Raw genomic sequence first — 14,511 nt, forward strand, 5'->3', positions numbered from 1 at the left:
AGTATTCATTCACCCAGCAGACGGATCATTTCCGCTTCGTCGATCACTTCAATCCCCAATTCCTGTGCTTTAACCAGCTTAGAGCCTGCCGCTTCACCGGCAATCACGAGATCGGTTTTTTTCGATACACTGCCGGAGACTTTCGCCCCTAACGCCGTCAGACGATCTTTGGCTTCATCACGCGAGAGTATGGTCAGAGACCCCGTGAGGACGACGATTTTGCCAGCAAATGGGCTGTCGATCTCTTCAGGAACGATGACCTGAACTTCAGGCCAGTGGATGTTGATCTCAGGGCTTAACAGCTCATCAATCACCTGCTGGTTGTGCTCTTCGGACAGAAAATTCACCACATGTTTGGCAACAATATCGCCCACTTCAGGCACGGATTTCAGTGATTCAACATCTGCGGCGCGCAATGCGTCAATTGAGCCGTAATGGACAGCCAGATTCGCCGCCGTAGCTTCCCCCACTTCGCGGATCCCAAGGGCATAGAGGAAACGAGCCAGCGTCGTTTCTTTAGCTTTTTCCAACGCTAAAACAACATTCTGTGCTGACTTCGGTCCCATGCGATCCAACCCAGTGAGCTTGCCTGCGGTCAGACGGAAAAGATCAGCCGGATTTTTGACGTACTCTTTCTCCACCAACTGGTCGATAATTTTATCGCCCATGCCATCCACGTCTAATGCGCGACGGGAGACGAAATGTTTAAGTGCTTCCTTGCGCTGTGCACCGCAAATCAACCCACCGGTGCAACGGGCTACGGCCTCGCCTTCAACCCGTTCCACGTCTGAATGACAGACCGGACAATGGGTCGGAAATATCACTTCACGGGCGTTTTCCGGGCGTTCAGCCAGCACAACACCCACCACTTGCGGAATGACATCACCCGCACGGCGAATGATCACCATGTCGCCGATGCGCAGCCCCAGCCGATCAATTTCGTCGGCGTTATGCAGCGTCGCATTGCTGACCATCACACCGGCAACCAGTACCGGCTCCAGACGGGCGACGGGCGTGATCGCACCGGTGCGCCCCACCTGGAATTCGACGTCTTTAACCCGCGTGATTTGTTCCTGCGCCGGGAATTTAAACGCGGTTGCCCAGCGTGGTGCCCGGGCGACAAACCCTAAGGTTTCCTGAATATCCAACGAATCAATTTTGACCACCACGCCGTCAATATCAAAGCCAAGCGTAGGGCGCTCTTCTTCCACCTGACGATAAAACGCCAACACATCGCCACTACCCGTATGTACCCGTACACGGTCACTGACCGGTAGGCCCCAGGCTTTGAGCTGCTGCAGCCGCTCAAAATGGCTGCGGGGTAACTCGCCGCCTTCCAGTACACCGACTCCGTAGCAGAGAAAGGTCAGCGGACGTTTGGCCGTAATGCGTGGATCAAGCTGACGCAGTGAACCCGCTGCCGCGTTACGTGGGTTAGCGAAGATTTTGCCACCGGTACGGCGCGCTTCTTCATTCATCGCTTCAAAGCCTGGTTGCGGCATAAAGACTTCGCCACGTACTTCGAGCTTTGCGGGAATATTTTCGCCATTCAGGCGCAGCGGTATCGCGCGGATAGTGCGTACGTTGGCGGTAATGTTCTCGCCTGTCGTGCCGTCGCCACGCGTGGCGGCCTGAGTTAACTCACCATGTTCATACAGCAAGCTGACAGCCAACCCATCGAGTTTCAGTTCGCAACAAAATGTCAGCGGTTCAGTGGTTTTCAGACGGTCCTGAACCCGTTTATAAAACGCCAGGTAGCTTTCATCGTCGAACACGTTATCCAGTGACAACATCGGTACCTGATGCTTTATTTGCTCGAAAGCCGATATAGGAGCCGCACCGACGCGTTGAGTCGGGGAGTCAGCAGTGACAAGTTCGGGGTTTGCGGTTTCCAGTTCACGCAGTTCACGCATCAGCCGGTCATATTCCGCATCAGGCACTTCGGGGGCATCCAGCACGTGGTACTGGTATTCATGATGGCGCAATTGGGTGCGCAATTGATTGATTTGATTTTCGATTGTGGCCATGACTCACCATGAAGATAAAAAACCCCCGGCAAGCGGGGGTAATGGGAAAGGAGATAATAACTGGATACTTGCTGCCTTTGCTCAGGCCGTGGCGTCGAGAACCTCACGGATCCGCGCTTTATAACTTTCCAGCTTTTGTGGTGTGATCATCCGGCGCTCATCATCAAGAACCATCCCGCCCACATCGTCAGCAATACGCTGTGCTGATTGTAACAAAAGTTTGAAGTTCTGATGCGCGTCACCGTAGCAAGGCACCATCAGAAACAGCGTAATGCCTGGCGTTGAGAAGTCAGACATGGTCTCAGGATCGAAAGAACCCGGCTTCACCATATTCGCCAAACTAAACAGGACCGGGCCACTTCCCGTCGGGCTGACATGACGATGGAAAATATTCATGGCACCAAACTGGAACCCAGCCTGAAGCACGCTGTTGAGCAGCACTTCCCCGCCGATCACGCCTCCCTGATGAGCGGAAACATGCAAGACCAAGACAGTTTCTTTCAGTTTCTCTTTTACTACTGGCTGCTCTTCAACCGGTGCAAAAGGCGCATCGCTATGAGGCTCAGCTTTGGCCGCAGGTGCTGCGTCAGCATGAATATCAGCAGGAGGAACCGGTGTGCTGCGTTTATCATCATTCTGATGAGAAACATCAACCACAGGTTCGCGGCGCTGAGTATCAGCCGGCTCAGTAGCAGAATAACCGCTCAGTAAAGGATCACTCTGTGCAGAAGCTGGCTGCTGGACAGGGTGACTCTGCGGCGGAGTGCGCACTGGAGCGGTCTGCTTAGGTTCGTCATCATATTGGCCTAGCGACGGTTCATCCTGCGAATAAGCGGGACGCACACGTACTTCACCGACTCCATCAACGAAATCGTCGGCAGAAGACTGCTCTCGTTCTTTTTTCACACGTTTAGCTGGACGATCGCGAAAAAGCGAAGAGCGTTCTTTACGGCTGGTCCACAAACCGTGTAACAACAACGCTATTATGGCGATCGCGCCAACAACGATTAATATCAGACGCAAATCCTGCATCATTGCTATCTCTAGGTTGTTCTAATCCATTGCCACTACGGCAAACATTCGCATTTCTAACTCTATTTGCCTGAGTTGATAAGTGCAAGTCTCGACTCTACTTTCTGCTAATAAACATGATTGCGGCAGCTTTTTTGCTGTTTTTTCAGCCAGCAACCGGCTAGCCAGTGTTAAATCATACCGATATGATAGCTCACGGATTTTAACTTAGAGAGAAAATTTCATTTATGACATCTTCGCAACGCGCTCATCGGCTCAATGGTGTGCACTATTTCAGCCATGGTTGGTCACTGATCTCCCTACCCGGCATCCGACGCTTTGTCGTTTTACCGCTGCTGGTCAATATTATCTTAATGGGTGGCGCATTCTGGTGGTTGTTCGCGAAGCTGGGTGAATGGATCCCGGCAATGATGAGTAAAATTCCGGCCTGGCTGAGCTGGCTTGATTACTTACTGTGGCCGATAGCCGTGCTCTCCGTGTTACTGGTGTTCAGCTATTTATTCAGCACCCTTGCTAACATCATTGCTGCACCGTTCAGTGGCCTGCTCGCTGAGCAACTCGAAGCGAAGCTAACAGGGAAAACACTGCCAGACAGCGGCATCTGGGGCATCATGAAAGACCTACCCCGTATAATGAAACGTGAGTGGCAGAAACTGGCCTACTATCTGCCGCGCGCCATCGTGATACTGGTATTGTTCTTTATCCCTGGCATTGGACAGACTGTGGCTCCGCTTCTCTGGTTCCTGTTCAGTGCCTGGATGTTGTCGATTCAATACTGCGACTATCCATTTGATAACCATAAGGTGGGTTTCATCGACATGCGTCGTTCGCTTGGGCGGCACAAGGTTGATAACTTACAGTTTGGTGCTCTGGTCAGTCTCTTCACTATGGTGCCAGTGCTCAATCTGATCATTCTCCCGGTCGCAGTCTGCGGAGCGACAGCAATGTGGGTTGACCGCTACCGCACGCTTCACGTGGTGGGTGATGAAGACATTACAATCAGCCGCCGTCCATAATACATTGGCTCCGGACAGCCATGTACTGAGGGCGAACCACTCCCGCTATTTGGCTCCGTGTCTAATGCAAATTGAAAAAGTACATAACTCAAACTTAATTTCTGTTTAAGTATCTATTTGAACTCAGAAGACTACTATTGAGTTAGCGATATGTTAATACTCGCTAGTAAGTACTGATGATTCTGCAAAGATGCAGGCCGGCTCTCGAGCCGGTTTTTTGTGTCCTGCCCAAACGCTATGACTCAAACAGAGTGTTGATTGTATAGCTTACTAATGAATTGCATTCTAACGACCTGGCTACAATGATGGCGTATGACCTCATACACCAAAGCAATACTGATGTTTTTTTCGCCCGCGATCAGCGGGCATTTTTTTGCCTGTCTTTTGTCACCAGACTTGTAGACGTCACTCGCCACTTTTCCCCCTCCCACTGTGATTGATGCTATCAAACCGGAGTGGCTGACCACTTCACATTGCTACACGCCTGCGCTACGTTTTTTCCTTTCAGCGCTTTAAAGATAGTTACTTCCCGTGACTAATATTTGCGCGACCTCCTTTTGGGGGTAACAATAATCCTAACTTCTCAATAAAGGATAGTCGGGCGATCTGCCCTGTTTGTTATGAGAAGTACCTGAAACCCAATACATAGAGGATAAGATGTATGTCTGATCATGGAAAAGTGGCGTTAGTAACAGGTGCTGGACAAGGGATTGGCAGAGCGATTGCGCTGCGTCTGGCAAAAGACGGTTTTGCCGTCGCCGTAGTCGATTTTAACGCGGAAACGGCAAAAAAAGTGGCGGAAGAGATCAATAAGACAGACGGGCGGGCCATTGCCCTGCTGGCAGATGTGTCGGACCGCGACCAGGTGTTTGCCGCCGTAGAAGCAGCGAAAAATCAGCTCGGCGGATTTGACGTTATCGTCAATAACGCCGGTATTGCACCCACCACATTGATTGAGGATATTACGCCGGAAATAGTAGACCGCGTATACAATATCAATGTGAAAGGTGTTATTTGGGGCATTCAGGCGGCGATCAAAGCCTTTAAATCTCTCAATCACGGTGGGAAAATTATTAATGCCTGTTCGCAGGCCGGGCATGTCGGGAACCCGGAACTGGCGATCTACAGCTCAAGCAAATTTGCCGTTCGCGGACTGACTCAAACCGCTGCACGCGATCTCGCGCCACTGGGTATCACAGTTAACGCCTACTGTCCGGGCATCGTGAAAACGCCAATGTGGGAAGAGATTGATCATCAGGTTTCCAAAGCAGCAGGTAAACCCGATGGTTACGGTACCGCCGAGTTTGCAAAAAGTATCACGTTGAAGCGCCTGTCCGAGCCGGAAGATGTGGCTGGTTGCGTTTCATATCTCGCCGGCCCAGATTCTGATTATATGACCGGCCAGTCATTATTAATCGACGGCGGCATGGTGTTTAACTGAGTTAATCAACCCAACGCCTAAACCTTCACCCGCATCCAATCCCTGAACCGATTAATACATGCGGGTGAAAGCACCTGTTGTTTCACTTCTCAGCTTTTCTTTAATCCTTGTCCAGCAAACCAGACTCGACTTTTTCCGTTGTGATTACCACCCCACCAGACCGGTAAGCCAAAATTGGACCTTCAGATTAAGCAGCGGCTGAGAAGCTGCTCGTCAGGTGCTGACTGACTATTTTTTAGTCAGCATTTTTACGACATACTTTTCACGTGCGCAACAGCCCCGTTAATACAACATTGGTGAGAGTCTCAGGTTCACCCCCCTTAATAATACCCATCGACTGATGATGTTAATTTTGTTTTTTAATAAAGTGGTCAATAACCGCAATAGCGCTCAATAAAAATGTGACCCCATTGTTAATTACATGTGACCTATTAATATATAATATTAACATATTAAATTATAGAACCATATTTAAAGCACTTGGTTAGATGGCATACAAATATAATCAGAATAGTAGTACTCGATAATATATTAATGGCAAACACAACACCCGACGACCATTAACCATTTGAAGTTAAAGTTTTTTAAGCAAAAAAAATATCCGACATTTTTAAATAACTAACATCGATAAACCATTCGCTTATAGAACCAATCTGCCGTTTAATTTTCATTTAGGATTCATAATGTAAATTACCCAGCAAGAAAAGGATGATGGAAATTTGTTAGTGAACTGTAATCAAGATGCTTATTTGGTTAACAAAAATAAGAACAGCGACACGAAAAATAAAAAAGATAATGATTATCATGTAATGCCCACGGCCAACATGAAAAACTTACACTTTTAAATTTCATCAATAAACCCTTGTAATGTGAGTGAATTAACAGTATTCCAGCACTCAACTATAGCTGCCTCGGGATAAAAAGATAGAACCTGCGTCACTTGCAGCAATGGATGAGTTCTCTTATCGCCGGGTCAATACATTAAAAACCCAGCGACATGAAAACCATGGCTCAGAAATAGAAAGGCCTGCTGATTTTTTAACCAGCCAGTTCTGCCTATTGAGAGCAATACTACGCAACAATAAGCAATGGAAAGTTCAAAAAATGGAAACTTTAAAAATGAAATCACGTTTAAATAAAACCCTCATCACCAAATCACTGCTTGCCGTCTCTCTCGCAGCACTACTGCCAATGGCGGGCACCGCAATGGCTGCAGAAATAGCCGGCGGTACCGTTAACTTCAGCGGCAGCGTGGTGACTTCAGCCTGCGCCATCGGCAGCAGCAGCAGCAATGTCGATGTGAACCTGGGCCAGGTTCGTACCGCATCCCTGGCAGTTGCCGGCAGCGAAGCGAGTACGGCGAAAAGCTTCTCCGTCGTACTTGAGGACTGCGATACCACTGTTTCTACAGGTGTCGCTCTCACCTTCAGCGGTACGCCGGATGTTAAAGACCCAGGCAGCCTGGCTGTCGGCTCTAACGGTGGCACCGGCACCGCACAGAACGTCGCCATCCGCCTTTATGACGAACAGGGTTCCGTTGTCAAATTGGGTGAAGCTTCAAGCATTACTACTCTGCGCAACGGCGTAAACACCCTGAACTTCAGCGCGAAATATTACTCGCCAGCAGGTCAAGCGACAGCCGGTGACGCCAGCGCAGTAGCAACCTACACCTTGACCTACTCGTAATACACAAGTCCGGCTGGATGGCCGGACTTTACTCTCCACATAAGGGATTATTATGCGCAACTTACCTGCTTTTATTCTATTGGCCATCGGATTAAGCAGTTCCGCCGTTTATGCCGGCGGCGTGGGCTTAGGCGCAACACGGATGATTTATTCTTCCTCCACAACGCAGTCTGCGTTGGATATCAGAAACACCAGTAAGGATTCCTCTTTTCTTATTCAGTCCTGGATTGAAAATGGAAAAGGCAGTCGTTCAAATGATTTTGTCATTACGCCACCGTTGTTTGTTCTGAAGCCAGCGACAGAAAGCGTGGTTAAGGTGATGTTTAATGGCAAGCAGCCGCAGCAGGATCGGGAAACTCTGTACTGGGTCACCGTGAAAGCGATCCCTCAGCAAGCGGATAAATCGGCAGAAAATACATTGCAGTTTGCATCTGCCAACCGAATTAAATTGTTTTACCGTCCGCAAGGCCTAAATGAAAACGTCAATGAGGCATGGAAAAAGCTCAGTGGCGAGGTCCGTCAGGGCAAAATCACATTAAAAAATCCGACACCTTATTACCTGACCACCATCAATCTGAACGTCGAGGGCAAAGCCGTTAATCCGGTAATGGTCCCACCGAAATCAAGCGTCACGCTGGAAGGCTATTTTAATAACGCGACCAAGTTTAGCTTCCAGACCATCAATGATTATGGTGCCTGGACACCATCCACGACGTACAAACTGGTGAAGTAACCCCCCCTAAAAAAACTATGTCAGTAAATTAAGGCGTCGCATTGTGAAGGTAAAAATCGTTTGTGCTCTGGTTTCTTTAAACCTGATGTGGAGTACTGCTTACGCAGGAAACGATTTGCAATTTAATCCGGCATTTCTGAATGGTGAAGGTTCTAATATTGCAGATCTTTCCTGGGTAAATGCAGGAGGAGAATTACCTCCTGGTGAATATAATATTAATATTTACGTTAATAATGACTATGTATTCACTGGAAATATTAAATTTGATGTTGATAAAGAAAGTACTGATTCTGCGGTAGCACCTTGTTTAACCCTTGAACAAATCACGGCAATGGGTATTGATGTCAAGCAGGCACAGAATGGAATATTAGTGCTGACGAAACAATGCTACTACTTGAAGAACGCTTTCCCAGGCACCGACATTGATTTCGTTCAGAAAACGTTGACGGCCAATATCAGTGTACCTCAACACTTTATGCTGAATTTACCCCGTGGCTATGTCAGCCCGGAAAGCTGGGAATCCGGAATTAATTCAGCCTGGTTTAATTATGTGATTAACGGCTCTAATAATACCTATATGGGTGAGAGCCGGACGCGTCAGGATCAGCTTTTTGCCAGCCTGAACAGCGGTGTGAATCTGGGAGCATGGCGTCTGCGCGACTTCAGCACCTGGACCAAAGAGAATAACGACCTGACGCACGTGCAGACATGGTTACAACGCGATATCCCGTCGTTTCGCTCCCAGTTTTATGTGGGTGAAACCTACACCTCTTCGCAGGTTTTTGATTCAGTCGGCCTGCGGGGTGTCGCCCTTAGTACGGATGACAACATGCTGCCGGCCAGTCTGAGCGGTTATGCCCCGGAAGTGCGCGGCATTGCCCGCAGCAACGCCACCGTGACCGTGCGACAGAACGGCAACGTCATTTATCAGACCTCGGTGTCGCCAGGAGAATTTGTGTTGAAGGATCTGTATCCGACCTCCTCCGGCGGTGATTTATCGGTCACGATCCAGGAAAGTGACGGCAGTAAAACGCAGTATTCCGTGCCTTTTGCCAGCGTGCCCAATCTGGTGCGTGCCGGACAGTTTAAATATTCACTGGGTGCAGGGAAATTCCGCCCGGGAACGAACCAGAATTCACCTGCATTTATGCAAACCGAGATGTTCTGGGGCTGGAAATACGGTCTGACATTCTACGGAGGCGCACAATTTTCACAGGATTACACCGGGCTATCATTCGGTGTCGGCCAAAATATAGGCAGTCTGGGCGCGTACTCACTGGATGTTATCCACGCGCGTAGTGTGCTGGCAGATGGCGACAACTACAACGGTGATTCTATTCGGCTGCGCTATAGCAAGCTGATTAACAACGCAGGTACCCGGCTGAATTTTTATTCATGGCGCTTCTCGACGGAAGGTTTTTATACCCTCAGCGATACCGCCTACAAAGGCATGAACGGCGGCAGTAGCACTCAGGTGAGCGAAGCAGACGGCACCGTTACCACCAGTTATGAGAATGTGTACGACCTGAGAATGTCGCGTAAATCCAAAAATCAGGTGTTGGTTTTGCAACCGATGGAAGAACTGGGTTCGCTGTCATTGTCATGGGATCAACAAACCTATTGGAATACGCCGAAGTCTACGCAGGGATTACAGCTTGCCTGGAACAATACGGTCCGAAACGTATCTGTCGGGGTTAATCTCCAGCGTAGTACCAGCCTGTACGACAACAAAAAGGACAATATTGTGTCGTTGTCCTTATCCGTTCCACTGGGCAATCCGTCGCTGTCCACACGGGTGCGTTATTCCGCCACCCACGCGGATTCCACCGGTGCGACCAACAGCGTCGGGCTGAGCGGTTACGTGCCAGGCAAGGATAATCTGTTCTACAGCGTTAACCAGCGTTACAGCGAGCAACAGCAGTACGGCGGCGATACGGCGCTGCAATACCAGGGTCAGCGTGGAAATTATAACCTGGGTTACAGCTACTCCAACGCGTCACGTAATGTCACCTATGGCATGAGCGGAGGCGCGGTGCTGCATGAAGATGGACTGACATTAAGCCAGCCGCTGGGCAATACCAACATTCTGGTTAAAGCACCCGGCGCCAGCAACATCGCCATCCGTAATCACAAAGGCATTACAACGGACAGCCGAGGTTATGCGGTTATTCCTTATGCCACACCTTACCGCGTCAATCGGGTTGAGTTGGATGTGACGACGGCAGGTAATGATGTCGAGTTGGATAACGCTATTATTAACAAAATCCCGACCGCCGGCGCGATGGTACGGGCGACAATTTCGACTCGCGTAGGGTTAAAAGCGATGTTGGTGGTTCGCTATAAGGACGCCGTCCTGCCATTCGGCACGGTGGTTTCCTTGCAGGACAGTAAGAACAACAGCAGCAGCATCGTCGGCGACAACGGCAGCCTGTATTTATCGGGTCTGCCCATGCAAGGTGAATTGCAGGCGGTCTGGGGAACAGGCAGCGGAAAAACCTGCAAAGTGAGTTACCAGTTAGATAAGCGCTATTACAACGCCCAGACCGGACTTTATTCACAGGAGGTGAAATGTCACTAACTTCAGGGATTTCAGGCTGCGCTCTGCTGATGCTTTTTATCTCCGCACCCACCAGCGCTTATGACGTGCTGGTGTCGGTAACGGGGCGGCTTATCGGTAACACTTGTACCGTGTCAGCGGATTCAAAAGAAATTAATGTTCCGCTGGGTAATGTCAGCATCCGCCAATTTGGTGAATCCGGCGCAGTCAGCAGCATCAAAACACCATTTTTTATCAATCTGGAAGAGTGCCACGAGGGGTTTTCCGGCCTTAAAATCAGCTTCATCGGCACGCAGGATACTCTCAATCCGCAGCTTCTGAAAACTGAAGACGGTGGTGCCACGGGCGTTGCTGTGCAATTACTCGACGCGAACAGCGAGCTGATACCAGTGGGTAAACAAACTGAAGTCTATGGCAGTGCAGGCGCAAACTCGATTCAAATGAAATTTTATGCCCGCCTCGCGGCGACCAGTGTGCCAGTCACTGCGGGTGATGTTTCAGCAATTGCCACCTGGGTAATGGAGTACCAATAATGCGCTTATCACTGATTTTTATTGTATGGCTGTGTTCAGCCAGCAGCGCCCTGGCGCTAGACCTAAAGTCCGACATCGTGCTTTCACCAAAAGCGATGACCTATTCCGGCCCGGCAGACTCCGTTGTCCCCGGCAAGATCATCGGTTCGACCTGGAGCAGCACGGCAGACGTTAAGGAAGTCTTCTGGTGCGGCTTCCTCTATTCCTGCACACGGGGCACGATGGAGCCGGGCATCGATGCAATTTCTACCGGCGCGACCGTAATCGTCGATGGTGCCAGCTACGCTATTTTTGAATCCGGCGTACCCGGCGTAGGTTTTATTCTGGGGCTAAAAGATTTTAACGGGACGACCTATGTCCCGATGCAGAACGGTCAAACGCGGACATATCCGGCCAGTGGCACCTCTGCAGTAGCTCAAAGTTTAGGTTGGTCAGCTAAGGTCACTTTCGTGAAAACCGGTCAGGCAATGGCTTCCGGGGTTTATCAAACATCCACCATTAGAGCCGCGACGCTGACAGCGTACAATAATGAAACAAAAACCGGCAGCGTGATCATCAATCCGACCTCCATCACTGTGACGGCGACCGGATGTACCGTGATGACAAAAGCAGCGAGTGTAGATCTGGGCAACATTGATGTCCGTACGTTACCGTCAGTAGGCAGTACATCACCGTCAGGGGCATTCAATATTGAACTGGTCTGCGATGAAAAAATCTCCGTCAGCGCGGTAATAACCGACCAGACAGATCCGTCGAATACGTCATCCGCCGTCTCACTGACCGGCGATTCTACAGCGTCTGGCGTCGGCGTTGAGTTCTTCTATAACAACACCGGCCCGTTGATGCTTGGCCCGGACAGTTCATCATCGGGGGCACTGAATCAATTCTTTATCCAGAGTACCAGTCAGGCCCAAACGTTATCACTGCCCTTCCAGGCACGTTTTCTGCGCACGGGAGAACTGGTCCCCGGTACAGCCAATGCGCTGGCGAGCATTACGTTTTCGTATCAATAATTTGAATAAGATGGTTTGTGTTGCATTTAATCTCGTTGTAAGTATCCCAAGCCTTAGTTCTACACACTTTTTGAGATTTCCGGTTTCTCAGCCATCAACCGGTATTCTTCCGGTGTCAGGTTATTCAGGGATTCATGGGGTCGCTCACTGTTGTATTCATTCAGCCAGCGTTCTGTGATTTCCCGTGCTTGGTTCAGCGTTCTGGATAGGTAAAACGCCAGGATTTCTGTCCGCTATGTCTTGTTAAAACGTTCGATATACGCATTCTATGTCGGCTTACCTGGTTTGATAAATTCCAGTATCACACAATGGTCTTCAGCCCATGGTGTGATGCCAGCGACACCCGTTCTGGCCCATTATCCATTCGCATCTTCAGCGGATAACCTCATGAGTACCGGCGTCCACCGCCAGGTGAAGTTTCCGCCAGACGCGGCGCTTTTCCTGACCGTGTTTTTTCACCTTCCACTCCCCTTCATCGAAGACTTTTAATCCGGTGGAGTCGATAACCAGATGGGCAATTTCGCCGCGCGTGGGGGTTTTAAACGGGATGTTGACGGACTTAGCCCGCCTGCTGACGCAGGAGTGATCCGGGCACCTGAGCGGGAGCTTCATCAGGGTAAAAATGGAGTCAATAAATCCCTGCGCGGCGCGCAGCATGCGGCGAAAAACGTGTTTGAGCATCAGTACGGTAGAAATAGCGAGCTCAGAATAACGTTGAGGACGACCACGTGAAGACGTGTTGGGCTCGTCATACCAGGCCTGAATGGCCGACTCATCAAGCCAGAATGTCAGTGAGCCCCGATGGATGAGCGCCTTGTTGTCGGTAGCTGATCATCCTGCTGATAGCAGATTGAATCTTCTTATGACACTATTCTAAGTGCAATTTCACTTGAATTAACGGGTACAGAAACCTGTATTGCTCTCATTCATTCCCCCTGCTCATATGATGCTTAGAAATGGGGAAAGTGCTCAAACTCGCAATCAGTGGACTCGCCATTAACAGGTGTTTCATGTAAAATTGTACTGATTTACCCATAGTCAATTTTTCAATATCTTGCTTAAAGTTATATCTCCGCTCCCCTCGAAATAGTTCATCATGAGTAGCTCTAATACAGTAAGAAGCAACTTCCCTTTTTTATGTTAAAGATTATTCGAAAGCCAAAAAATACTAAAAATTTTTGCTAGCAGCCTTCTTTATTTCCCTTAAATTCAAACATGATCAGCGCTTTACCCTTGCCTTGAAAATAATGCCAGTCACTTACATAACCGGCATCAGCGCTAAAACGTCCTGTTTTACTATCTTTCGCGAAGTGCTTCTTTCGCACGGTTCAGTGGCTTCATCAGGTAGGCCATAATCGTTTTACTACCAGCATGAATCTCTGCCATAGCGATCATCCCCGGGTAGGCTGGAAAATGCTTATCATTTTTGTTTACCAGATAGTCCTTATCAGTGCGCACATAGACGCGATAATAATACTTATCCCGATGAACCTCATCCTGGATAGTATCTGGTGAAATAAAGGAGACTGAGCCTTCCAGCGCTCCATAGATGTTGAAGTCATAAGCCGTCAGTTTCACCACAGCTCGCTGCCCGGGCGTAATAAACGCAACGTCGCGAGGCGCAATCTGGACCTCAACCATCAGTTGATCATCCAGCGGGACGATCTCCATCAGGTTGCCTCGCAGTGGGATCACCCCTCCAACAGTGTTCACCTCAATGTCTTTAACAATCCCCCTGACCGGGGCAACAATAACCGTCCTTTTTAGAGCATCGGCACGCCCAATAATAATTGAGCGATTGTAAGAAACTTCCGCATTAGCTTTGGCCAAATCTTCACGAGCACGAACCATATACTGATTTTCGGTATCATTAAGTTTGCTCTCTAAATCGTTGGCCTGTCTTTTCAGGCGGAGAACTTCCACATTGCTAGCGGCTCCTTTTGCGACAAGGGATGAGGTCAGTTTCAATTCACTGTTGATAAGACCTAGCGCTTTGCGTAGCCCACTCAGCGTCTTTTCAAGGTTTTCCCTGCGAGATTTATAAAGGGCTGTTTCCGCAGCGACCAGAGAAGTGTCTTGCAGAACTTCCGGTGGAAACGTCAGCTCTCGGCCTTCGGTTTCCGCCTGTAAACGCGCAGAGGTTGCTAGCGCCGCCCGCATGCGGCCAGTACTCTCCTGCACACTGGAATCGATCTGCGTTGGATCCAGCAACGCCAATACCTGGCCGACTTCAACGACATCCCCCTCACGAACCTTCAGTTCCTTAAGGATCCCACCTTCCAAAGACTGAATGATTTGTTCGTGAGAACTGGGTACAACCTTGCCCACGCCGATGACAACCTCATCCAGATCAAAATGACTCGCCCAGACAAAAAACATCATCATCATGGCCATCACTGACCAGACGAGGAATGCCCCTGAAGAAAACAGTCGCCGCGGGCGTTGAAACTTCATTTTTTTAAACCATGAAAAG

The 14,511-nt window shown here is 49.4% G+C and carries 10 protein-coding genes and 2 pseudogenes; 7 read left to right on the plus strand and 5 right to left on the minus strand.

The features are described from left to right. Positions 1–5: 5 nt before the first annotated feature. Positions 6–2,027 (minus strand): NAD-dependent DNA ligase LigA, encoded by a 2,022-nt coding sequence (gene ligA, locus IEV89_RS16215; RefSeq protein WP_188474562.1) that lies wholly within the window; start codon positions 2,025–2,027, stop codon positions 6–8. 81 nt (positions 2,028–2,108) lie between these two features. Continuing rightward, positions 2,109–3,062, minus strand: a complete 954-nt coding sequence (zipA, locus tag IEV89_RS16220; protein WP_188474563.1) for a cell division protein ZipA — start codon at positions 3,060–3,062, stop codon at positions 2,109–2,111. A 224-nt stretch (positions 3,063–3,286) separates the two neighbouring features. Between zipA and cysZ the strand changes: the two genes are divergently transcribed. From cysZ to IEV89_RS16255, 7 genes are all read left to right on the plus strand, one after another. Then, the gene (gene cysZ, locus IEV89_RS16225) at positions 3,287–4,075 is read left to right on the plus strand and encodes a sulfate transporter CysZ (protein WP_188474564.1); all 789 of its coding nucleotides are present in this window, start codon (positions 3,287–3,289) and stop codon (positions 4,073–4,075) included. A 661-nt stretch (positions 4,076–4,736) separates the two neighbouring features. After that, positions 4,737–5,516 (plus strand): (S)-acetoin forming diacetyl reductase, encoded by a 780-nt coding sequence (locus IEV89_RS16230; RefSeq protein ID WP_188474565.1) that lies wholly within the window; start codon positions 4,737–4,739, stop codon positions 5,514–5,516. A 1,119-nt stretch (positions 5,517–6,635) separates the two neighbouring features. Next, entirely contained in the window at positions 6,636–7,202 is a 567-nt protein-coding gene (locus IEV89_RS16235; RefSeq protein ID WP_188474566.1) for a fimbrial protein, read from the plus strand. 52 nt (positions 7,203–7,254) lie between these two features. Then, on the plus strand, positions 7,255–7,935 hold the full coding sequence (locus tag IEV89_RS16240; RefSeq protein ID WP_188474567.1) for a fimbrial biogenesis chaperone: 681 nt from the start codon (positions 7,255–7,257) through the stop codon (positions 7,933–7,935). Positions 7,936–7,978: 43 nt separating this feature from the next. Next, positions 7,979–10,513, plus strand: coding sequence for a fimbria/pilus outer membrane usher protein (locus IEV89_RS16245; RefSeq protein ID WP_188474568.1), 2,535 nt, complete (start codon positions 7,979–7,981; stop codon positions 10,511–10,513). Next, positions 10,504–11,025 (plus strand): fimbrial protein, encoded by a 522-nt coding sequence (locus IEV89_RS16250; protein WP_188474569.1) that lies wholly within the window; start codon positions 10,504–10,506, stop codon positions 11,023–11,025. Before IEV89_RS16245 ends, IEV89_RS16250 begins: the two co-directional genes overlap by 10 nt. Next, positions 11,025–12,038, plus strand: a complete 1,014-nt coding sequence (locus IEV89_RS16255) for a fimbrial protein (protein WP_188474570.1) — start codon at positions 11,025–11,027, stop codon at positions 12,036–12,038. The genes IEV89_RS16250 and IEV89_RS16255 overlap by 1 nt, the downstream gene beginning before the upstream one ends. 59 nt (positions 12,039–12,097) lie before the next feature. On the opposite strand, the pseudogene IEV89_RS16260 reads toward IEV89_RS16255, so the two are convergent. From IEV89_RS16260 to IEV89_RS16270, 3 genes and pseudogenes are all read right to left on the minus strand, one after another. After that, positions 12,098–12,423 (minus strand): annotated as a pseudogene (locus IEV89_RS16260) (integrase core domain-containing protein); the annotation flags it as partial. Beyond that, positions 12,417–12,845, minus strand: a pseudogene (locus IEV89_RS16265) (IS5 family transposase); the annotation flags it as partial. The pseudogenes IEV89_RS16260 and IEV89_RS16265, both read right to left, overlap by 7 nt. A 489-nt stretch (positions 12,846–13,334) precedes the next feature. Beyond that, positions 13,335–14,492 carry a beta-barrel domain-containing protein gene (locus IEV89_RS16270; RefSeq protein WP_188474571.1) on the minus strand — a complete coding sequence of 386 codons (1,158 nt, stop codon included), beginning with the start codon at positions 14,490–14,492 and terminating at the stop codon, positions 13,335–13,337. Positions 14,493–14,511: the final 19 nt, after the last annotated feature.

It is taken from the genome of Hafnia psychrotolerans (assembly GCF_014639435.1).
Lineage (GTDB): Bacteria > Pseudomonadota > Gammaproteobacteria > Enterobacterales > Enterobacteriaceae > Ewingella > Ewingella psychrotolerans.